Raw genomic sequence first — 21,198 nt, 5'->3', positions numbered from 1 at the left:
TCAGCAATAAAAAACCGAGAGTCCACCCGACGTGGGCTCTCGGAAAGTATCGACGGATTACGCCATATTTGTGGCGAGCGCGGCTTTTGTGGCGAGGGAGCTTGCTCCCGCTGGTTCGCGAAGCGGACCCATGAGGCCAATGCGACTTGTCAGATACGCCGCGTGTTCAGGATTGACGACTGCTTCGCAGCCGAGCGGGAGCAAGCTCCCTCGCCACAGTCCCGCCCCCCCTATCAGGGTTTGCGATAGCTGTTGATGATTGCCGAGAAATCCTTGCCGCCTTCACCACGCTGACTCATCGCCTGATACAGCTGCTGAGCCACCGCGCCGAGCATTACCGGTTGATGCGCCTGACGCGCAGCTTCAGTCGCCAGCCCCAGGTCCTTGAGCATCAATTCGGCACCAAAACCACCGGTATAACCACGCGATGCCGGTGCTGTTTCGACAATGCCCGGCCACGGGTTGTACATCTCCGAACTCCAGCAACGACCGGTCGAACTGTTGATGATCCCCGCCAGCACCTGAGTGTCGATGCCCAAGGCATCGCCAAGGGCCATCGCTTCGCTGACGCCGACCATGGAAATCGCCAACAACAGGTTGTTGCAGATCTTGGCGATTTGCCCGGTGCCGACTTCACCGCAATGCACAATGTTGCGGCCCATCTGCGCCAATACCGGTTGCAGGATGGCGAACAACTCCGGCGTGGCGCCGACCATGAAGGTCAGCGTCCCGGCCGCAGCGCCGCCGGTGCCACCGGAAACCGGCGCATCCGCCATGGCCACACCTTGCTTGGCCGCAGCAGCGGCGACATCGCGGGCGGTCTGTGGGTCGATAGTGCTGCAATCCACAGCAGGAACGCCCTTGGCGATCCCGGCCAGCACGCCGTCTTCACCCAGCCAGACGCTGCGCACATGGACAGCGGCCGGCAGCATGGTAATCACCAGCTCTGCGCCTTGCGCTGCTTCACGCGCCGTGGCGCTGATAGTGCCGCCCAGTTGCGCCAGTTCTGCGAGTACGGCTTTGTTCAGGTCGACCAGGTTCAGCGAATGGCCAGCCTTGATCAGGTTGCGCGCCATCGGCGCGCCCATGTTGCCGAGACCGATAAAAGCGATTTTCATGTCCGGCTCCTTAACGCAAATTGATGGTTGTGTTCACACCGTCATTGACGCTGTCATCGTCGAACCAGCGACTGGTGACGGTCTTGGTTTGAGTGTAGAACTGCACCACTTGCTTGCCATACGGACCGAGGTCGCCGAGCTTGGAGCCCCGCGAGCCGGTGAAGCTGAAGAACGGAACCGGCACCGGGATCGGGATGTTGATGCCGACCTGGCCAACGTCGATTTCGTTCTGGAATTTACGCGCCGCCGCACCGCTCTGGGTGAACAGGCCGGTGCCGTTACCGAACGGGTTGGCGTTGACCAGCGCAATGGCCTGATCGAGGGTGTCGACTTCCAGCACCACCAGCACCGGACCGAAGATTTCCTGGGTGTAGATCTGCATGTCGGTGGTCACGCCGGAGAACAGGGTCGGGCCGACAAAGTTGCCTTTTTCGTACCCGGGGACGGTGATATCACGACCATCGAGCTCCAGTTTTGCGCCTTCCTTGATGCCGCTTTCGATCAGATCAAGGATCCGCGCCTTGGCCCGTTTCGAAATCACCGGACCAACGTCAGTGCCCGGCTCACTGCCGGCATTCACTTTGAGTTTTTGCGCCAGGGCCTTGAGGTCTGGCAGCCACTGCTTGGCCGCGCCCACCAGCACCACCACCGAGGTGGCCATGCAGCGTTGACCTGCAGCGCCGAAACCGGCACCGACCAGCGCATTGAGGGCTTGCTCACGATTGGCATCGGGCAGCACCACCGCGTGGTTCTTGGCGCCCATCATCGATTGCACGCGTTTGCCGTGTTTGCCGGCCAGGTCGTAGACGTGAGTACCGACTGCCGTTGAACCGACGAACGAAACAGCCTTGATGTCTTTGTGGGTGCAGAGCGCGTCCACCACATCCTTGCCGCCGTGAACCACGTTGAGCACGCCGGCTGGAATGCCCGCCTCGATGGCCAGTTCCACCAGCAGCATGGTCGACATCGGGTCCTGTTCGGACGGTTTGAGCACAAAGGTGTTGCCGCAGGCGATGGCCATCGGGAACATCCACAGCGGGATCATCGCCGGGAAGTTGAACGGCGTGATACCGGCGCAGACACCGATCGGTTGGCGCAGGGTGTAGGTATCAACACCGCCCGCGACGTTTTCAGCGAATTCGCCCATTTGCAGGCTGCCGATGGAGCACGCGTGCTCGACCACTTCCAGGCCACGGAAAATATCGCCTTCAGCATCGGCGATGGTTTTGCCCTGCTCGGCGCTGAGAACCACGGCGATGCGCTTGGAGTGCTCGCGAATCAACGCCTGAAGCTTGAGCATGATGCGCATCCGCGCGCCGATCGGTGTCAGCTTCCAGGTCTGAAAAGCGCGATGAGCGGCGCTGATCGCCGCGTCGACTTCCGCAGGCGTAGCGAACGGTACTTTAGCCAGCACTTGCTGGGTTGCCGGATTGACGATGTCGTGCCATTCGGTGGTCTGGGACTCGACCCATTGGCCGTCGATCAACAGCTTGACCTTTTGCACAGTGGTTTCTGGCGTGAGCGATGCGTTCATGACGGTCTCCTGGACTTGTTGTTATGCAGGGAGCCAAGGCGAGAAAAGTCGCCTTGTGATGAGGCGTGTGTCGCGAATTGGTTGTCGGACTGTTTTTGGAGTATAGATGTGCAAACTTCTAATAAGAACGCACATAAAATCCGGTCCAACATGCAAAAAAACATCACATCGTTAGGCTCATTGAACTGGGACGACCTGAAGTTTTTCCTCGAGGTCGCCCGTACCCGCAAGGCTAGCAGCGCCGCCAAACGCCTGGCCGTGGATTACACCACCGTGTCACGGCGGATCAGTTCGCTGGAAGGCGCATTGGGGACGTTATTGTTCGAAAAATCACGGACCAATGGCTTCGTCTTGACCGCCGAAGGCCAGCGTTTGCTGGGTTATGCCGAATCCATAGAAAGCACGCTGCACATGGCGTGCGAGCAGGTGTCCGGCTCGGGCGTGGCGTTATCCGGCCATGTGCGGATGGGCTGCACCGAGGGGTTCGGGAGCTTTTTCATCACCCCGCAGCTCAGCCACTTCGTCGATGCCTATCCGGCGATTTCGGTGGATATCCTGCCGCTGCCGCACTTCATCAGCTTGTCCAAGCGCGAGGCAGACATTGTCATCGCCCTGGAGCGCCCGGAGCACGGCCCTTACGTCTGCTGCAAACTCTGTGATTACCGTCTGCAGCTGTACGCAACCCAGGATTACCTCGACCAACACCCACCCATCCGCCGCCCGGCAGATTTGGGCAAGCATCAGTTCATCAGTTATGTCGACGATCTGGCATTCAGCTCGGAGCTGCTGTACCTGGCGAATGTGCTGCCCGGCGCCAGCGCCAACCTGCGCAGCACCAGCGTCATTGCGCAATTTGTCGCCGCGCAGCAAGGCCGCTCGCTGGCGATTCTGCCGTGTTTCCTGGCGGCTCAGGACCCACGATTGCTGCCGGTGCTGCCGGAGGAAATCAATATCACCCGGCAATTCTGGATGTACTGCCGCGAGGACTTGCGCAAGCTCAAGCGAATCACGTTGTTGTGGGACTACATCCGCGCCGTGACCGAGCAGAATCAGGCGCTATTGATGGGGGAAACCCGAACGATGCACTTCGCCGACTGACAGCCCTTCGTAATGAAGTCAGCAGGCCTTTGCCAGGTTTTGTGGCAGGGATTGGTACGCAGCTGGTGACATCAAATGCCCGCCGGGTGCATTCTCTGCACTCTTGGGGCAGTAAGACAAGGACGTAAGCACAGTGAGCAGGGAGATCATCCTGATGCGCCATGGGCAGCCGAATCTGGCCGTGGTCAACAAGGTTTCAGCGCTTGATATGAAACGCTGGATCGAGCAATACAACCTATCCGAAATCATCGACCAGCCCGCCCCAGAGGCGAGTGTGCAACTGGCCGCTACCGCCCAAGTGGTCGTATCGAGCAGTGCGCCTCGGGCTCTGACATCCGTTCGGGCGCTGGGCCTTCAGCCGACATTGGTAGACGCGATTTTCTGCGAGGCGCAGCTGCCCCATGGCCGCTGGAGACTGCTGCGTCTTTCACCGTTTACGTGGGCATTTATCCTTCGAGTCTCATGGTTATGCGGCTTCTCAGGGACGGTCGAGTCTGTCCGTCAGGCCAGGATTCGGGCCACCGAGGCCGCTCAACAACTTCAATCCCTTGCGAGCGCAGGACCGGTCCTGTTGCTCGGTCACGGTTTCATGAATCGAATGATCGCCAAGCAGTTGGAGGCTGCCGGATGGACTCTCCAGAAACGCAATGGCAACCGTTACTGGAGCGCGATGGTCTATCGAATGAATCAGAGTTAAGGCACGTCGATAGTAACCGGGACACACTCGGCTTATGACCTGCAAACGCATCCGCGCCGTGACCGAACAGAATCAGGCGCTATTGATGGGGGAAACCCGAACGATGCACTTCGCTGACTAGTCAGCGCTCACCACGATCGATACCCGGCGATTCTCGGTGCGTCCGGCGACGGTGGTGTTGGATGCCACCGGTTCGGCGCTGCCCAGGCCGCGCAGCCGAATGTTCTCCTCGCGCAGGCCAACGCTGGTCAGCACCGCGCCGACACTCTTGGCGCGGCGAAGGGAAAGTTGCTCGTTATAGGCCTCTTTACCCGACGTGTCGGTGTGGCCATCGACCCGCACGCGCTCAATGCCGGCACCGTGCAGCGCCTTGCCGATTCGCTCGACGATTTCGGTGCTTTGCGGGTTCAGGTGATCAACGTCGCTGCCAAACAACACCTTGCCCGACAAACCGAAGGCCCAGCCCTCCTCGGTCAATTCGAAACCCTGCTGTTTAAGCACCACGATTTGCGCCGGGCTGAGGCCTTTTTGCGGTGCGGTCTGGCAACCGCTCACTGCCAGCACGGCCATGAGCAAGGTAAAGGTAAAGAATCGCAGGGAACGCTGGGTCAGTGAAAACAAGGCTGTTAACTCCTGGTTTGAACGTTGGCGACAAGGTGCTCCGACCCTGCCGTATATTGCCCGCCTCGAGCGAGACGTTTGGCTTGATACATTGCCGCATCGGCGGCATCGAGCAGTGTACCCGGCGTGGCGCCATGATCGGGGTAAATGGCGATGCCAACGCTGAGTGAGGTCACCACCTGGGTATCGCCCGGCAACTGAACCGGCAGCTCCATGCTGGCGATGATCTTTTCGGCAATTCGTTCGGCGTCTTCGGTGTTGTGCAACGGCGTCAACAGCACAGCAAACTCGTCACCGCCCAGGCGCGCGACCAGATCCTCTTCACGCAATTGCGCCCGGACTCGGGTTGCAACGGCAATCAGCACCGCATCGCCAGCGGCGTGACCGAAGTTGTCATTGATACCCTTGAACTGGTTGCTGTCGAGAAACAGCACGGCAACCCGTTCATCGTGTTTGCTGGCGTTGCGCAATGCACGGATCAGCCGACCTTCGAAAAACGCCCGGTTCGGCAAACCGGTGAGGCTGTCATGGCTGGCCTGGTGGGCCAGCGTTTCGTTTTCGCTTTGCAGGTGGGTTTGCCAGGACTCCAGTTCATCGAGCAAGGCATTGAAGTCGTTGCCCAGGCTGTCGAGTTCGGCAATGCGTGCTGGCGGCACACGACGATCGAGGGCCCGCTCCTGGCGCGCGGCGTGAGCGACCTCGGCCAGGCTGCGCAGTGGGCCGGTAATCCCGCGTAGTTGACGGCGTGCCAGATACAACGCGACCCAGGCGCTGACTGCCGTACACACGACAATTCCGGCCAGGCCGCTGAGCAAAAAGCGCATCAGGCTGCCGCCATGCCCGGTCAGCAGGATGCTGCCGATTTCCTGACCTTGATGGTGGATCGGCATATTGATCGGTTTTTCCAGAAGTACTCGGGCGATCTGCATTTCCAGCTCGGAAACCAGACCGGTTTCCGGTCGCTGCCAACGAGCGAGCAGTTGGCCCTTTTCATCGAACACCTGGGCATCGGCCACTTCTTCTGTGGATGCGATCAGCGCCAGCGCTTCGGTCGCCGCCGCGCTGTCGTTGAACACCACCGCAGCTTCCACGGTGTAATTGATCGAACGGGCAATCAGCTGCAGGTTGTGATCGGCATACACCCGCAAGGCCAGTACCCCGAGCAGGGTCAGGGACAGACTGGCCATGGCCACCCCAACCAACGCGACAATCAGGTGTCCACGGCCAATGACCGATTGCAGAGTCGGGCGGTTACCGGACCTGAACAGGCTCATGGGGCCGCCGCTTTACGGCGCGAGAGTTGCAAGACGCTGGGGTGAATGCGTACACCGCTGCGGGCTACCGAATCGAGGTTGACCTCAAACGAGACTTGATTGTCACTGACCCGCAGGCAAAAGAGGCTGCCTACCGTGCATTGATCGCCGCCCTCGCTGATACTCAGCACCGGATGGCCTGCCAATGAAGCGAAGAGCGTGCTGCGCTCTTCATTGGTCAGTTTGCCGATATAGACCGCGTCACACTCGCTGGCGATCGCCGGGTAATTGGCCAACAGTCGCCGAACGACCACCGGACGCCCCGTGGCTTGAGTGGTGCCTTTGAGCAAATCGTCGGTGTACTCGGTGGGACCGACCACGCATAACCGCAATTGCGCTGGCTCCACTGGCCAGCGAGCGTAGCTGAGGATTCCCAACACCACTTGCGTGACCGACATGGCGCGCTGATCAGCCATGCTCACTAGCGCCTGCGGCTCGGCGAAAACAGGGAAGCCCCACAAACAGAAAAGGCCGGCCAGCAGTAGCTGCTTCCAGCCAGCAATGCGTTCTGTCGTCCAGACAGCCAGCTTCATGCGGGAACTCTCGTTGATCGTCGTGGATGATGCCGCAACGATAGCATATCCGGTGAAACGCTCACGAAAACAGCGAGCATTGATAGGCGCCTATTTGTTTATAAAATCCTGAAGTAACAATTTGGGGTTTCCTATTTTTCTCTGTTTCACCCCATGCCTACCATCGGCACCAACGTGACCTGTAACCGCACTGCGGTCCTAATAACAATAAAAGCTGACAGCGACGTAAGTGAGAACGGATCCACCGAGACCCGACTCATGAAAACCTTTTGCTACTGCCATAACAGCTCGATTCGGTCATGCGCCGGCGTCGAGCCTTGAGTAGTTGAAGGCGTCGTGGAGGTTCACCGATGAAACTGGAAATATTCCGTACCCTCTGGGGCTATAGCGCGAGCAAGGCCCAGGCACTCGATGAGTTGTTGAACGCCGGCTTCGATGGCATGGAAGCTCGCCTGCCGCTGGAAGTCCGCGAGCGAGCCGAGTTCGGCGCCTTTCTAAAGGCCAATGAACTGGCTTACATCAGCACCGTGTTTACCGCCTATGACGTGCTGCCGGAACAATCAGCGCCGCCCACCGAACACCTTCTTGATCTGGACAAAAAACTCGCTTGGGCTGCCGAGCTCAATCCACGCTTCGTCAATGTCCTGGCCGGCAATGACCGTTGGCCGCTGGCGCAGCAGGTGGAGTTCTTCGGCCAGGCCATGGCGCTGGCACGCAAGCACGGGCAATTCTGCAGCTTCGAAACCCATCGCTCACGTTCACTGTTCAACCCTTGGCTAACGCTTGAACTGATCCGGCAGCTACCCGACCTGCGGTTCACCAGCGATATCAGCCATTGGGTCGTGACGTGCGAGCGGTTGTTGAATGATCCGGCGGACGACCTGAGTGCCTTCGTCGAGCGCGTGCACCATATCCAGGCCCGGGTCGGTTATGACCAAGGCCCGCAGGTTCCCCATCCCGCCGCCCCGGAATACGCCCGGGAACTGGCCTTCCATCAACAGCACTGGGAAGCCATCTGGCACTCCCAACAGGCTCGCGGCTATCAGGTCAGCACCCTGACGCCTGAGTTCGGTGCCGACGGCTATTTGCACCACTTGCCCTTCACCAATGTGCCGGTCGCCGACCTATGGTCGCTGAATATCTGGATGGCCAACACAGAGCGCGAACACTTCGATCGCTTCAATTACTCAACCCTCGCGTGAGGTGCTTGCAACATGTCTGAGCAGATCAATAACACTACGCCCCAAGCGAACTTCAAGAGCATTCCGGTGGTGGATATCGCCGGCCTGTTCAGCATCGAACGGGAACATCGGCTGGTCGTTGCAGAACAGCTCGGGGTGGCCGCCAGTGACGTCGGCTTCCTCTACATCACCAGCCACGGCATCGATCCGCAGTTGATCACCAACCTGCGCCAGGCAGCCAAAGACTATTTCGATCAGCCCCTGGACACCAAGATGCAGCACTACATCGGCACCTCGAAGACCCACAAGGGCTTTGTCCCGGAAGGTGAAGAGGTTTACGCCAAGGGCAAACCGGATCATAAGGAAGCTTTCGACATCGGCTTCGAAGTTCCGGAAAACGACCCGCTGGTGCTGGCTAACACGCCGCTGCTCGGGCCGAATGAATGGCCGTCGCTGCCAGGTTTCAAGGAAGCCGTACAGGCGTACTACGCCGCGATCTTCGCCCTCGGTCGACGGCTGTTCGGTGGCTTCGCCCTGGCATTGGGCCTGGAGGAAGACTATTTCGACAGCATGGTCACCCGGCCGCCCTCGAAGCTGCGGCTGATCCACTACCCGTTCGACGGCACGGCTCAGGATGCACCCGGGATTGGTGCGCACACCGACTACGAGTGCTTCACCATTTTGCTGGCTGACAAACCCGGGCTGGAGGTGATGAACAATCTTGGCCAGTGGATCGATGCACCGCCTGTTCCAGGGGCGTTCGTGGTGAACATCGGCGACATGCTCGAAGTCATGACCGCGGGTGCGTTCGTTGCAACGGCTCACCGTGTCCGCAGTGTCAGCGAAGAGCGCTACTCCTTCCCGCTGTTCTATGCCTGCGACTTCCATACCCAGATCAAACCCCTGCCAGGTTTCGCCAAGACCGGGCAAGAGTATGAGCAGATCGCCATTGGCGAACACATGTACGGCCAGGCGCTGCAGACTTACCAATACCTGCGCAAGCGGGTGGAAAACGGAGAAATCACGTTGCCGGAGAAGGCGCGTAAGCCTTCGAGCTTCGGGCACCTGAAAAATCAGACGCAACCGTCCTGATCATTGCTGTCGGCCACTACTTTCTAATCGGAGTCACCGAAAATGCTTTACAAAAATAACCGTGCTGCCCGTTTGTCCCTGCTCGCCGCCAGCCTGTTTTGTGCAACTGCCAGCATGGCTTCCGCCGCCACACCGGGTCAGTTGAAAATCGGCATGGAAATCACCTACCCGCCGTTCGAATCCTATGACAGCCAGAAGAATATCGTCGGCTCCGATCCGGAACTGGCTCAAGCCCTGGCCAAGCAGATGCAAGCCAAGGCGGAGTTCGTCGATACCAAGTTCCCCAATCTGATTTCCGGCCTGAACTCCGGGCACTACGACGCGATCATCTCCGGCATGTACATCACGCCAGAGCGTCAGACTCAAGCCATGACCATTGGCTACGCGGTGACGGGCGCGGCAATCATGGCACCGAAAGACAGCGGTCTGAATGCGCAAACCCCAGAGGACCTCTGCGGCCTGAAAGTCGGACTGGAGCAAGGCACCACCTGGGTCGCTCAATTGAAGAAACTCTCGACCGAATATTGCGTGCCGAACAACAAGGGCGCCATCACTGTCAGCGAGTTCCCGTCGGCACCGGAAGTGACCCAGGCCCTGCTATCGAAAAATATCCAGGCCCAAATGGAAATCGCCGGCGCAGCGAAGATGATCGCCGAACACACCAACGGCCGTGTAGTGATCACCTCCCAGCATCTGGTCTATCCGCAAACCCTCGGCATCTTCGTCAAGAAAGGCAATGACGAGACCTATCAGGCGCTGCTCAAGGCGTTTGATGAGGCGAAAAAAAGCGGTGACTACGCAGCTATCCTGAAGAAGTACAACCTGGAAGAAGCGTCCAACTAAGGCGACGCCCCTTCGCGGGCCAGCACGCGCCTACAAAAGTACCGCTCCCTATGCGGGAGCGGCTTACCCGCGAAGATTTCAATGCGGTTCGAGGTACTTATGCAATTCGATTGGACGTATTTCTTCTCCCTGTTCGCAGACTCCGCCTTCTGGCAAGCCTGCGTCACCGTAATCGAACTCAGTGCCCTGGCCTGGTTCATCGGCATGCTGCTGGGCTTTGTGCTGGCCTCGGCCAAACTGTCGACTTCGGCCTGGCTCAGACTTCCGGCGACGGCTTATATCTGGTTCTTCCGCAGTATTCCGCTGCTGGTGCTGGTGGTCTTCGTCTACAACCTGCCGCAGTTATTCCCGATGACCGGCTCGGTCCTGTCCAACCCGTTCTACTCCGGGTTGTTCGCGCTGGTGATCACCGAAGCGGCGTATATGGCAGAGATCCATCGCGGTGGCCTGATTTCGGTCGCCAAGGGTCAGAAAGAGGCCGGACGCGCGCTGGGTATCGGCTTCCTGGGTTTGCAGCGTTTGATCGTGATTCCTCAGGCTTTTCGCATTTCCTTGCCGACCTTGATCAACGAATACATCACGGTGGTGAAACTGACGTCGCTGATTTCGGTGATCTCCCTGACCGAACTGCTGACCGTCGGCCAGCGCCTGTACGCGCAGAACTTCCTGGTCATGGAAACCCTTGCAGCGGTAGCGGTGTATTACGTGTTTATCGTCAGCGTGTTCGGCTGGTTTTTGCAAAGACTGGAACGCCATCTGGATCTGAACCAACGCAAGCCGCAAACCCTCGACGAAACCGCCGTGAGCCAACTCAAGGCCCAATCCCAACCGCTGACCAGCACTGCCGACCTCCCGGTCAATCGCGGTGCGGTACCGGTGCTACAACTGGAGAAGATCCACAAGCGCTATGGCAATCACGAAGTGCTCAAGGGCATCGACCTGACTGTCGGCAGTGGCCAGGTGATTTCGATCATCGGCCCGTCAGGCTCAGGTAAAACGTCGTTGATTCGCACCATCAATGGACTGGAAAGTATTGATCAGGGCGAGATCATGCTTTTCGGCGAAAGCTTCATCGGCTCCAACGACACCCCCAACAGCGCCAGGGTTCGTAGTGGCGTGCGGCATATCGGGATGGTTTTCCAGAACTTCAATCTGTTTCCCCATCGCTGCATTCTCGACAACATCACTCTGGCGCCGCGCTTCCACGGCGGCGCAAAACCCTTGAGTGAACAACGCGCCTATGCACTGCTGGACAAGGTCGGACTGCTGGCCCACGCGCACAAATACCCGCATCAGCTTTCCGGCGGTCAGCAACAACGGGTAGCGATTGCCCGGGCATTGGCCATGGAGCCGAAGATCATGCTGTTCGACGAACCTACTTCGGCCCTTGATCCGGAACTGGTGGGCGATGTTTTGAACGTGATCCGCGATTTGGCCAAAGAAGGCATGACCATGCTGATCGTGACCCACGAGATGGACTTCGCGATGTCGATTTCCGATCGGGTGATTTTCATGGAAAACGGGAATATTCAGCTGGATGCCAGCCCGTATGCCATACGCAACAAGCAGACCGGCGAACGTGTTCGACGCTTCATGGGCCTGACCGCCCAGACCGAAATGGCGCTGGCAGCGGAGTAGACCTCGGAGCAGGCCGGGTCTTGATGGCGAAAGGTCAAATCCTCTCGCCACCGCACTGCACCCGCTCACCCCAGTTCCAGCATCAACCCGCTCAAGCGCTTGACCTTGCGTCGTACGGCCTCTTCGAAAATCCCGGTACGTGGTTCGATCAGGCTGAACCAGTCCTTGGCGCGAGTGATTCCGGTGTAGATCAGCTCTTTGGTCAGCACCGGGTTCAGCGCATCGGGCAGGATCAACGCCGTGTGGGCGAATTCGGAGCCTTGGGATTTGTGCACGGTCATGGCGTAGACGGTTTCCACGTCATTGAGTCGGCTGGGCAGTACAAACCTCACGCCGCCCTGACCATCGTTACGCGCAAAAGCGACGCGCAGCACCTGGCGTCCGCCCTCCAGGCCATCGCGCTCAGGCAATTTCAGGGCGATACCGATGTCGCCATTCATCAGGCCCAGACCATAATCGTTGCGGGTCATCAGTACCGGACGCCCTTCGTACCATTGCTGATCACTGTCGATCAGCCGCGCCTTGAGCAACGCACCGGTAATCCGCTGATTCAGCCCCTCGACACCCCATGGCCCCTTGCGCACGGCGCACAGCAGCTGGAAAGCGTCGAAGGCTTGCAAGACATTGCGCGCCCACTCGACCCAGCATGGATCGTCGGGAGGTGAGTTGAAGGACGGACGCTGGTTGCGTAAGAGGCTCAGGTAATGTCGATACCCCTGCGGACCTTCGCCCTGGCCTTCGAGCAATAGCCGCTCCAGCGCCCTGTCCTGCTCGCCCTTGAGAGCCAGCGAAAAAAGATCGGCATGACTGCGGGCAGCCAGCAGCTTGCGGGCCTCATCGGCCTGCTGCTGATTGACCCAGCGTGCCAGTTGACCAATGCCGCTGCCTTCGCCAAAGCGCCGCGAGTGACGCAGCATCACGACCTGCTGGGCCAGCGGATGACGGGCGTCGGTGTCTTCCTGCAAACCGCTGGAACCAAGTTTTTCGCCACCGACGGCCTCGAGCCAATCGCGGGTCTGCGGACTGTACCAACCGGCCTCGGCATCGCGGCACAGATCACCGAGTACGGCACCTGCTTCCACCGACGCCAGCTGATCCTTGTCACCGAGCAGGATCAACCGGGCATGCGTCGGCAACGCATCAAGCAGATTGGCCATCATCTCCAGGTCGATCATCGAGGCTTCGTCGACCACCAGCACATCCAGCGGCAGGCGATTACCGGCGTGATGGCGGAAATGCCGGGTGCCCGGCCGGCTGCCGAGCAGACGGTGGACCGTGGTCACGTCAGAGGGGATTTTGTCCCTGACGCTCTCGGCGACTTGCAGTGTTTGAACTTGCTGACTGATGGATTCAGTCAGCCGCGCGGCGGCCTTGCCCGTGGGTGCGGCAAGTCGAATCCGCAGTGGCTTGCCCGCCTCCACGGCTGGCGCCTGGAGCAGCGCCAGCAAACGCACAACCGTGGTGGTTTTACCGGTTCCAGGCCCGCCCGTAACGATGCTGAATGCACCACGGGTGGCCAGGGCACAGGCGAGTTTCTGCCAATCGATCTGCGCGCTGGAACTGGCCTGGCCAAACAGGCCACTCAGGCGTTCGGACAGGTCATCGGGTGTTGGTTCATGGACGATAAGTCGTTGGCGCAGCGCACTGTCGATGCGCCGTTCGTACGTCCAGTAACGGCGTAAATACAGTCGCTTGCCGGACAACACCAACGGACGCCGCATTGCTTCGTCGCCCCCATYGGCAGCCAGTGCCACAAGACTGCTGGATGCCAGGACCTTGCACCAGTGAGCGCCCTCCAATGCTTCAAGCAATTGTGATGGCAACAACAGGGTTCCGGTCTGCAGATCGCCTTCCGGCGGCAGGGATAGCGCGAAGTCCGGCTCCTTGAGCGTCTCGAACAGATCGAGGCACACATGCCCGTGTCCCAGTTGATGGCTGGTCAAGGCTGCTGCCAGCAACACCAGCGGATCGCCATCGGGCGCCAGTTCGTGGAGGAAGGCGACAAAGGCTTTGTCCAAGGCTCGAAGCCAGCCACGCTCGACCCAGCGTTCAAGCAACAGCAGCAGGTCATCGGCACGGCTCAGCGGCGTCAGTTGCGCAAGGCTCTCGGCCGTCAACGGCGTGGGTAACAAATCGGCAAAGGAACGGCTCATAGCAATACACCCTGCTCCCAGGCCGGTTCAGGCTTGGGTTCTGGTTTTCCCTGGAACAACCGGTCCAGACGTTCGATCAATTCCCGTGGCGGACGGGTGAAATACACGCCTTGGCCAGGTGCCCGGGTGCCGCGCAGAAACAGGTACAAGGCGCCACCCATGTGCCGGTCATAGTCGTAATCGGCGAGTCGCGCCTTGAGCTGGCGATGCAGTGCCAGTAGATACAACACGTATTGCAGGTCATAGCGATGATCGAGCATCGACTGTTCCATGGCCTGCTCGGTATAGGCCGAATCGTCAGCACCGAGCCAGTTGGACTTGTAATCCGCAACGTAGTAACGCCCGGCGTGCTCGAACGTCAGGTCGATAAAGCCTTTGAACATGCCATTCAGCAGTACGGGCTCGGCAACGACACGAGAAGCGCCGGCATGGGTGTATTGGCGCACCAGTTCGTCGAGCTTCAACACATCGACTTTATGGCTGGCAAACCAGAATTCCATTTCGACCCGGTACTCGGTCAGTTGCTCGAACACCACCGGCGGTTGCTCGGCACCGATGCATAACGGCGCTTGCAACAAGTGCTGCAGCCAGTCGCGCAGGGTATTGATCCAGCCCTCCCAACCGCGGCGGTTGCAGCGGCGCGCAATGGCGTCTTCGATGGATTTCGGGTCTGCGGCGAAACCTTCGTCGCCCGCCCACTCCAATAATCCATGGAGAAAAGTCCCGGGATTCGGCCCGCGCGGGAAGCGATGGATATCACCACCGCTGGCGAGCACTTCGCGTGGCGCATCGGGATCAAGTCGCTCGTCATCGAAAAGCTTTTGCGCTTGCGGGCTTTCCGGCGCTTCGTCGCTGCCAGCGCTCAGGCTATCGCCAATGCGCAACGCACTGTAGGAAGCGATCCACCAGTTCTCGGCCGCCTTGCGCTTCGGTATCAGCGGTGCGAGCAACGTTGCCTCATTGCGTGGCGGGAGAAAACGTTCGGTTGTGGCTTCAGGCATCTCGCCATAGCTCAATGTGCTGCAGTTTTGCTGCAAGTCTTCCAGCCAACGCTTCAGCGCCGTCGATTCGGCCAGCTTTTCGCCGCCACCCAGCAGGTAGCCCAATGCCGACAGGTGCAGCACCGAGCTGTTGTTATTGCCGCGCTTGAGGTCGGTGACACCCAGCCAGCAAGCATGCTGGGCTCGGGTCAAGGCCACATAGAGCAGACGCAAATCTTCAGCCAGGCGCTCATCGTCTGCCAGGGCAATCAACTCAGGGGTTGGGCTCAACGTTATCTGGGCTTGCCCGTTCGCGTCGTGGTAGTGCATCGGCAAGCGACTGCCGTCCACCGGTTTTGCCGAACAAATGAACGGCAGAAAAACCAGCGGATACTCAAGGCCTTTGGACTTGTGGATGGTCACTACCTTGACCAGTTGCTCATCGCTTTCCAGACGCAGAATCTGCTCTTCGCCGGCCTGCCCGGACAGCGCGAGATGCTCGGACAAATGACGGATCAGGGCTTGCTCGCCATCGAGCTCGGCGGCGGCTTGTTGCAACAGCTCCGAGAGATGCAACAAGTTGGTCAGGACCCGCTCACCATCGCTTCGAGCAATCAAGGCCTGAGGCAATTCGAAATCGTGCAGCAACCGGCGCAACATTGGCAGAATGCCCTGACTGCGCCAGATCACCCGATACTCGCGAAACTGCATGACGCGCTTCTCCCAGGCCAGCTCATCCTGGTTCAAGCGCTCAAGTTCTGTCAGTGACAGGTTCAGGGTGATGCTGGCCAGCGCGGCACGCAGCGGTCGCTCGACATCCGGCTCGGCGCAGGCCTTCAGCCAACTCAACAGGTCGTGAGCCTCCTGGGCCGCGAACACCGAGTCCTTGTCCGATAGATAAACACTGCGCACACCTCGCACGGACAACTCGTTGCGTACCGCCTGGGCCTCTTTACCATCGCGTACCAGAATCGCGATATCTGCCGGGAGCAACCCCTGTAGATCCTCTGCATCCCGGACAAACCCCGCACGCCCCTGCTGACCACCATTGAGCAATGCCGTGATTTCACTGGCGCAAGCCGCAGCCAGTTGCTGTCGGTACACAACACCGGACAATGGTTGCTCGCTGGACAGCTGCCAGATGTTCAAGGCGGGTACGGCCTGACCGTTGATCTGCAAAGACTCTTTGCGGCCTTGAGATTCAACCGGCAGAAATGGAACCGGGTTTTCGCCGTTTTTCTCACGAAACAGAAACGCACCACGCCCCTGCTCGCGAGCTTCGGCACGCTGGAACACGTGGTTCACCGCATCGACCATCCCGTGACTGGAGCGGAAGTTGGTGCCCAGGGTATGCAAACGACCACTCGTTGCCTGGCGCGCGCGCAAGTAGGTATAGATATCGGCGCCACGGAAGGCATAGATCGCCTGTTTAGGGTCGCCGATCAGAAACAGCCCGCATTCGGGGTTGTTGTCTTCAATACGATAGATACTTTCGAAGATCCGGTACTGGACCGGGTCGGTGTCCTGGAATTCGTCGATCAATGCGACGGGAAACTGCTCGCGAATCAACGTCGCCAGACGCTCGCCACCTTCGGCTCGCAATGCAGTATCGAGCCTTAGCAACATGTCGTCGAAACCCATTTCAGCACGCCGACGCTTCTCTTCTTCAAAACGCGCCCCCACCCACTGCGCGGCATGTTTCAGGACTGCGGCGTCCGGGGTCGGCAATGCGTCGAGACTGGCTTTCAGGCCGGGCATGGCGTCCAGGCCGGGGTGACTCGGTGCCTGACCTTTCCAGGCCTCAGCCATGCCATCGGGTGTCAGACGATTGAAGCCGGTGCCGATATCCAGTTGCTCAACGCTGTCATCCTCGGCCCAGGCACTGATTTTCTCGAACCAGGGTTCGAAGTAACGCGCCTGCATCTTGCGCCCGTCGACAGACTTGCTGGCGACGCCTTGCAGACAGATCTCACGCAACTCCTGCGCCCATTGCCGCCAAGGTGCCTTGAGCTCCAGCAACGCTTCACGTCGAGCTTGCAGGCACTCCGTGATCAGCTCGGCAGGCTCTTTCCCTTCAGCGCTATCACGCTCACTGGCGAACAACCCGCGTACCCGTGGCAGCAAGGCAGCCGGGCCGCCCCAATGGCTGCGAACCCAATTCAACGCATCACCTTGCATCGGGTAGCAAAACAGCCGCCAGTAATCGCGCAGCACTTCACCGAGCAGATCGCTGTGATCAACTTCCAGGGTTTGGGTGAACAGACTGCCACTGTCGAACGCGTGCTCGCGCAGCATCCGTTGGCACCAACTGTGAATCGTCGAAACGGCCGCCTCATCCATCCACTGTGCGGCGATGTCCAAACGGTTCGCACAGCCGGACCACTGTTCGGGACTGAACTGCCCCCGTAACTCGGCAATCAGGCTATCGGGCGCTGGCGTTTCGTCGCGGAAAAACCGCGCGGCCTCGGCAAGGCGAGTGCGGATCCGTTCACGCAGTTCCTTGGTGGCGGCATCAGTAAAGGTCACCACGAGGATTTGCGGTGGCAGGAGCTCACGGCCAAATCCGGCAGACTCGTCACCGTGGCCAAGCACCAGGCGCAGATAGAGGGCGGAAATAGTGAACGTCTTGCCGGTGCCAGCACTGGCTTCGATCAGTTGACTACCGCGAAGCGGGAAGGCTAATGCCAGAGGGCCTTTCGCCGTCATGAGTGCGACTCCTCACTGGTCAATGAGCGCCATGGGGCTTCGATCAGCGGACGGTAGAGCGCGTCACACCAATCGACAAAGGTTTCGTCGGCAATCAAGGCGTTGTAGTCGGCAAACTGGCGAGCCAGTGCAGGGCTTTCGCGGCGCTCGCCATCGGTGGTCTGACCGTCGCCCTCATAGGCCTTGCGAGCGGCAGCCTCGGCTTTGAGCGGATCAGTTTGGCCCAGCCAGGCGAAAGCCGTTTTTACCGCTACGGGCAATGGCTGGCGCATACCTGATTGCCAGGCCTGTAACAGATTGCCCAGGGTTTTCAGCGCGGCATCTTGCTCGATAGGGGCAAGCAGCAAGGTATCGTCACTGGCCACCAACCCCGTAGTCATCGACAAGCCGCTCGCGCAAGCCACCAGGTGATTAACCCAAGGACGAGTCAAACGATGCCACTTGCGGGTCTTGATCGAACCAATGCTGTTGGGGATCGTAGTGACAGCCAGCAGCCCGCCATCGCTGCATTGATGAAGACCGCTGAGCCAGCCTTCCAGGCTCACTCCCTGCAATTGGAGCGTCACCGGCAAAGCACTGTTTTGCGGTGTTGGCCACAATGCCAGCAACTGTTGATAACGTTGCAGCAGATCCGGTAGCGGCTCGATCAACTCGCGTTGCAAGCACTCACCGAAACCGGCCATCGGCAGTAAGCCGCTGTCCTGCAACCTTTTGGCCTGTGCATGCAGAGCTTGTTCAGGTTGATCGGGGCTAGCCAGCGCAGCTTCAAGCAAGCTGTCGCTCAGGCTGTAGCGTTGCAGTGCATCGAGCACGAAGGGCTCTTCATCTGCCAAAGGCGCTTCAGCCGCTTCGAAAAACACCTTGAGACGCTGACTGAAAAAATGCCGGACGGGATTACGCAGGAAATCCTGTAGCTGACCAAGACTCAGCGGTTCTTCCTGAACATAGGCATCAAGCACCTCCAAGGTTTGAGTGCTGTCATGTTGCTCATGCAACAGCTGCCATTCCCGGGCATAGCTGAACAATTGATCGCCTTCGTGGAAATAACGGGCACTGAAGGGTTGTAACGGATGCTCCTGGGTCATCGCCTCGAGGAGTTCTTTAGTGCCGTCGGTGTTTTTCCAGCCGTTAGCCAGATGGTCGCGCAGCTGACCGATCAATACCGATGCGGGGCGCTCGCTGTTGTCGCGAATACTGCGCCCGACCCAACTGATGTAAAGCTGGTCCCGCGCCGAGAGCACGGCTTCGAGCAATAGATAGCGGTCATCCTCTCGCCGAGACCGATCACCGGGGCGGTAATCGCTGCCCATCAGATCGAAATCCAGTGGCGGCTGCGCACGCGGATAATCACCGTCGTTCATACCCAGCAGGCAAACGAGCTTGAACGGGATTGCCCGCATCGGCATCAACGTACAGAAGTTTACTGCGCCGGCCAGGAAGCGCTGGGACAAACGCCCCTGATCGAGACCGGCCAACCAGGCTTCACGGACCACTGTCAGTGGCAATTCGTCCTGCAAACCAACCGACTCGCAAGTCTCCAGCCAGGTTTCGCGGAGCAACTCGAGTTGGGCCAGCAGATAGTCGTCATGCTCATTACTGGCCAGAAAAAATAACTGCATCAACGCTTGCAGGCGCACGCCCCATTGCTCGGGCGATGCCGGTTGCGTGAGTTCCGCGTGAGCGATCTGCAAAGCATCGAGTAAAGCTACCAATGGGCCGATCAGTGCCGCATCCAGTCCGCCAATTTCATCGTAAGGTTCGATGCCATCGCAGGAATGACCACTGCCAACGGCATACCCCAGAAGCATGCGACGCAAACCAAAACGCCAGCTGTTTTGCTCAAGCTCATCAGGTAAACCAAGACCGGCACGCTGTTGCGCGTTCATACCCCAGCGAACGCCAGCCCCTTCGATCCAGCGATGCAAGGTCGGCAGGTCACGCTCCTCTACGCCAAATCGGGCGCGCAATGCAGGAACGTCCAGCAAATCGAGAATCTCGCTGACCGGGAAACGGCTGTCAGGCAGTTTGAGCAAATGCTCGACCGCGATCAGCAGCGGGTCACGACCACGCTGGCCCTGGTCGGTCAGCGTAAACGGGATAAAGCGCCGATCCTCCCGCTCAAGTTGACCAAACACGGCGCGGATGTGTGGAGCGTAACTGTCGATGTCCGGAACCATCACTATCACATCGCGTGGGCGTAACTGCGGATCAGCGCTGAAGCGCGCGAGCAACTGATCGTGGAGTATCTCCACTTCACGCTGTGCGCTATGGGCAATGTGAAAACGGATCGACTCGTCCTGCTTCAGATCGACCGCAGGCCAGAGCAGGCGGGTTTCATTCAGCGGGCGTAACTCAAGGATGTCGTCCTGCAATTGATTGAGCATGTTCGATGGCTGGCTTTCGCTGAAAAGGTCGATACGTCCATCGCGAAAAGCTGATCGATAGCTGTTGGGATCGTCATAACTGTCGAGCAGGTTGATGTAGTCGCGCCCTTGCTTACCCCAGGCTGCCAGCAGCGGGTGAGCATGTTGATGCAGGGTTTGAGGGTCAAGTACGACCGGCATGCCGGTCTTGCGCGCCTGCCGCTTGTACTGATGCCTTAAAAGGTCTTTATCGGCGACGATGTCGGCCCAGTGGTGACGACATGGGTTGTGCACGCAGAGCAGAACCTGGCTGAAGCGAGCCAATCCTGCGAGTGCTTCCAGGGCTTGAGCAGGTAGCGAAGAAATGCCAAAAACTATCACCCGTGAAGGTAATCCCTTAGGTACAGTGTCCAGGCCAGTGATTGTCTCGATAAAGCGTTGGTGAACGCCTGCACGGCTTTGCGCCATGCCTTCCTCACCGACATCCAGCAACAACGCACGCCACAACTCAGCCTGCCAGCAGTTGGCCGGTGTGAGCGGTTTGCTCTCACCTCTACCGTTACGCAGTTGATGGCGACCCGCTGCCCAATCTTCCAGCCAGTCCGCCCGGTACACTTGATACTGGTCAAACAGATCCGCAAGCCGCTCAGCGAGCTGATAGCGTTTACGCAGGTCGGTATCGTGAGTCAGGAAGCGTTGCAGTGGTTCGAAATGTGGTTGATCGATCAGCTCTGGTAACAGGCGCATCAATCGCCAGGTTAGAGGGGCTTTGTCCAGCAATGATTTCGCTGGAATTTCATCACGCCCGAGCACTGATCGATAAAGTTGCCACATAAAGCTGCCGGGTAACTGCACATCAATGGCCGCAGCGATGCCACAGCCGCCCATGTCGTCATCTTCAGGGTCTTCGGCCAATGCCAGCTTCAGCCATTGGGCAATACCATTGCTCTGCACCAGAGCGATTTCATTTTCCAGGGGGGCAAGCGGATAACGCCGCATCCAGCTGACCACCAGGCTACGCAGTTCGTCCAGGCGGTTGCCGTGAACCACCATAAAACCAGCACTGAGGAACGAGGCGTCCGCCATAAGGGCTTCCTTGGAGAAATGCAAAAGCTAGGGCCGAACCTTAGCATTGTCAGGTGACTGTGACAGCCGGGAGCTGTCCGATGTTGCCGTACGAACTTTCTCGCAGGCAAAACAAAACCCCAACTGCTTTCGCAATTGGGGTTTCGGAATTTAATCTTGACGATGACCTACTCTCACATGGGGAAACCCCACACTACCATCGGCGATGCATCGTTTCACTGCTGAGTTCGGGATGGGATCAG

The 21,198-nt window shown here is 59.0% G+C and carries 14 protein-coding genes and 1 rRNA gene; 6 read left to right on the top strand and 9 right to left on the bottom strand.

The window, feature by feature from the left end:
• Nucleotides 1–233 precede the first annotated feature (233 nt).
• Entirely contained in the window at nucleotides 234–1,118 is an 885-nt protein-coding gene (gene mmsB, locus AC1DIH_RS16060) for a 3-hydroxyisobutyrate dehydrogenase (protein WP_477772433.1), read from the bottom strand.
• Between the two features lie 10 nt (nucleotides 1,119–1,128).
• The gene (locus tag AC1DIH_RS16055; protein ID WP_054594128.1) at nucleotides 1,129–2,652 is read right to left on the bottom strand and encodes a CoA-acylating methylmalonate-semialdehyde dehydrogenase; all 1,524 of its coding nucleotides are present in this window, start codon (nucleotides 2,650–2,652) and stop codon (nucleotides 1,129–1,131) included.
• 150 nt (nucleotides 2,653–2,802) lie between these two features.
• On the opposite strand from AC1DIH_RS16055, the gene AC1DIH_RS16050 reads away from it, so the two are divergent.
• Together AC1DIH_RS16050 and AC1DIH_RS16045 are read left to right on the top strand one after the other, a co-directional pair.
• Nucleotides 2,803–3,750 (top strand): LysR family transcriptional regulator, encoded by a 948-nt coding sequence (locus AC1DIH_RS16050; RefSeq protein ID WP_054594129.1) that lies wholly within the window; start codon nucleotides 2,803–2,805, stop codon nucleotides 3,748–3,750.
• Nucleotides 3,751–3,883: 133 nt separating this feature from the next.
• Nucleotides 3,884–4,447, top strand: a complete 564-nt coding sequence (locus tag AC1DIH_RS16045) for a histidine phosphatase family protein (protein WP_477772432.1) — start codon at nucleotides 3,884–3,886, stop codon at nucleotides 4,445–4,447.
• A 117-nt stretch (nucleotides 4,448–4,564) separates the two neighbouring features.
• On the opposite strand, the gene yfiB is transcribed toward AC1DIH_RS16045, so the two are convergent.
• From yfiB to yfiR, 3 genes are read right to left on the bottom strand one after another with little or no spacing between them, the layout of a single operon-like run.
• Nucleotides 4,565–5,068 (bottom strand): outer membrane lipoprotein YfiB, encoded by a 504-nt coding sequence (gene yfiB, locus AC1DIH_RS16040; RefSeq protein WP_477772431.1) that lies wholly within the window; start codon nucleotides 5,066–5,068, stop codon nucleotides 4,565–4,567.
• A 5-nt stretch (nucleotides 5,069–5,073) separates the two neighbouring features.
• Nucleotides 5,074–6,342, bottom strand: coding sequence for a diguanylate cyclase DgcN/YfiN (gene dgcN / locus AC1DIH_RS16035; protein ID WP_477772430.1), 1,269 nt, complete (start codon nucleotides 6,340–6,342; stop codon nucleotides 5,074–5,076).
• On the bottom strand, nucleotides 6,339–6,914 hold the full coding sequence (gene yfiR, locus AC1DIH_RS16030) for a regulatory sequestration protein YfiR (protein WP_477772429.1): 576 nt from the start codon (nucleotides 6,912–6,914) through the stop codon (nucleotides 6,339–6,341). The genes dgcN and yfiR overlap by 4 nt, the downstream gene beginning before the upstream one ends.
• Nucleotides 6,915–7,264: 350 nt before the next feature.
• On the opposite strand from yfiR, the gene AC1DIH_RS16025 reads away from it, so the two are divergent.
• The 4 genes from AC1DIH_RS16025 to AC1DIH_RS16010 all read left to right on the top strand — a co-directional run bounded on the left by AC1DIH_RS16025 (nucleotide 7,265) and on the right by AC1DIH_RS16010 (nucleotide 11,668).
• Nucleotides 7,265–8,116 carry a sugar phosphate isomerase/epimerase family protein gene (locus tag AC1DIH_RS16025; RefSeq protein ID WP_477772428.1) on the top strand — a complete coding sequence of 284 codons (852 nt, stop codon included), beginning with the start codon at nucleotides 7,265–7,267 and terminating at the stop codon, nucleotides 8,114–8,116.
• A 12-nt stretch (nucleotides 8,117–8,128) separates the two neighbouring features.
• The gene (locus tag AC1DIH_RS16020) at nucleotides 8,129–9,187 is read left to right on the top strand and encodes an isopenicillin N synthase family dioxygenase (RefSeq protein ID WP_477772427.1); all 1,059 of its coding nucleotides are present in this window, start codon (nucleotides 8,129–8,131) and stop codon (nucleotides 9,185–9,187) included.
• A 42-nt stretch (nucleotides 9,188–9,229) separates the two neighbouring features.
• Nucleotides 9,230–10,030, top strand: a complete 801-nt coding sequence (locus AC1DIH_RS16015) for an ABC transporter substrate-binding protein (RefSeq protein ID WP_477772426.1) — start codon at nucleotides 9,230–9,232, stop codon at nucleotides 10,028–10,030.
• A 99-nt stretch (nucleotides 10,031–10,129) separates the two neighbouring features.
• A complete protein-coding gene (locus tag AC1DIH_RS16010; RefSeq protein ID WP_477772425.1) occupies nucleotides 10,130–11,668 on the top strand; it encodes an amino acid ABC transporter permease/ATP-binding protein in 1,539 nt (512 codons plus the stop codon).
• A 65-nt stretch (nucleotides 11,669–11,733) separates the two neighbouring features.
• Here the strand turns inward: AC1DIH_RS16010 and recD are convergent, their stop codons facing one another.
• From recD to rrf, 4 genes are all read right to left on the bottom strand, one after another.
• A complete protein-coding gene (recD, locus tag AC1DIH_RS16005) occupies nucleotides 11,734–13,821 on the bottom strand; it encodes an exodeoxyribonuclease V subunit alpha (RefSeq protein WP_477772424.1) in 2,088 nt (695 codons plus the stop codon).
• A complete protein-coding gene (gene recB, locus AC1DIH_RS16000; RefSeq protein ID WP_477772423.1) occupies nucleotides 13,818–17,507 on the bottom strand; it encodes an exodeoxyribonuclease V subunit beta in 3,690 nt (1,229 codons plus the stop codon). Before recB ends, recD begins: the two co-directional genes overlap by 4 nt.
• Complete coding sequence (recC, locus tag AC1DIH_RS15995; protein ID WP_477772422.1) at nucleotides 17,504–20,956, bottom strand: exodeoxyribonuclease V subunit gamma; 3,453 nt, start codon at nucleotides 20,954–20,956, stop codon at nucleotides 17,504–17,506. The genes recB and recC overlap by 4 nt, the downstream gene beginning before the upstream one ends.
• Nucleotides 20,957–21,110: 154 nt before the next feature.
• Nucleotides 21,111–21,198, bottom strand: a 5S ribosomal RNA gene (gene rrf / locus AC1DIH_RS15990); the annotation flags it as partial.

Source organism: Pseudomonas sp. 05N36, assembly GCF_056397385.1.
The sequence above is the reverse complement of the archived record's forward strand: the minus strand, read 5'-3'. Positions and strand labels throughout refer to the sequence as shown.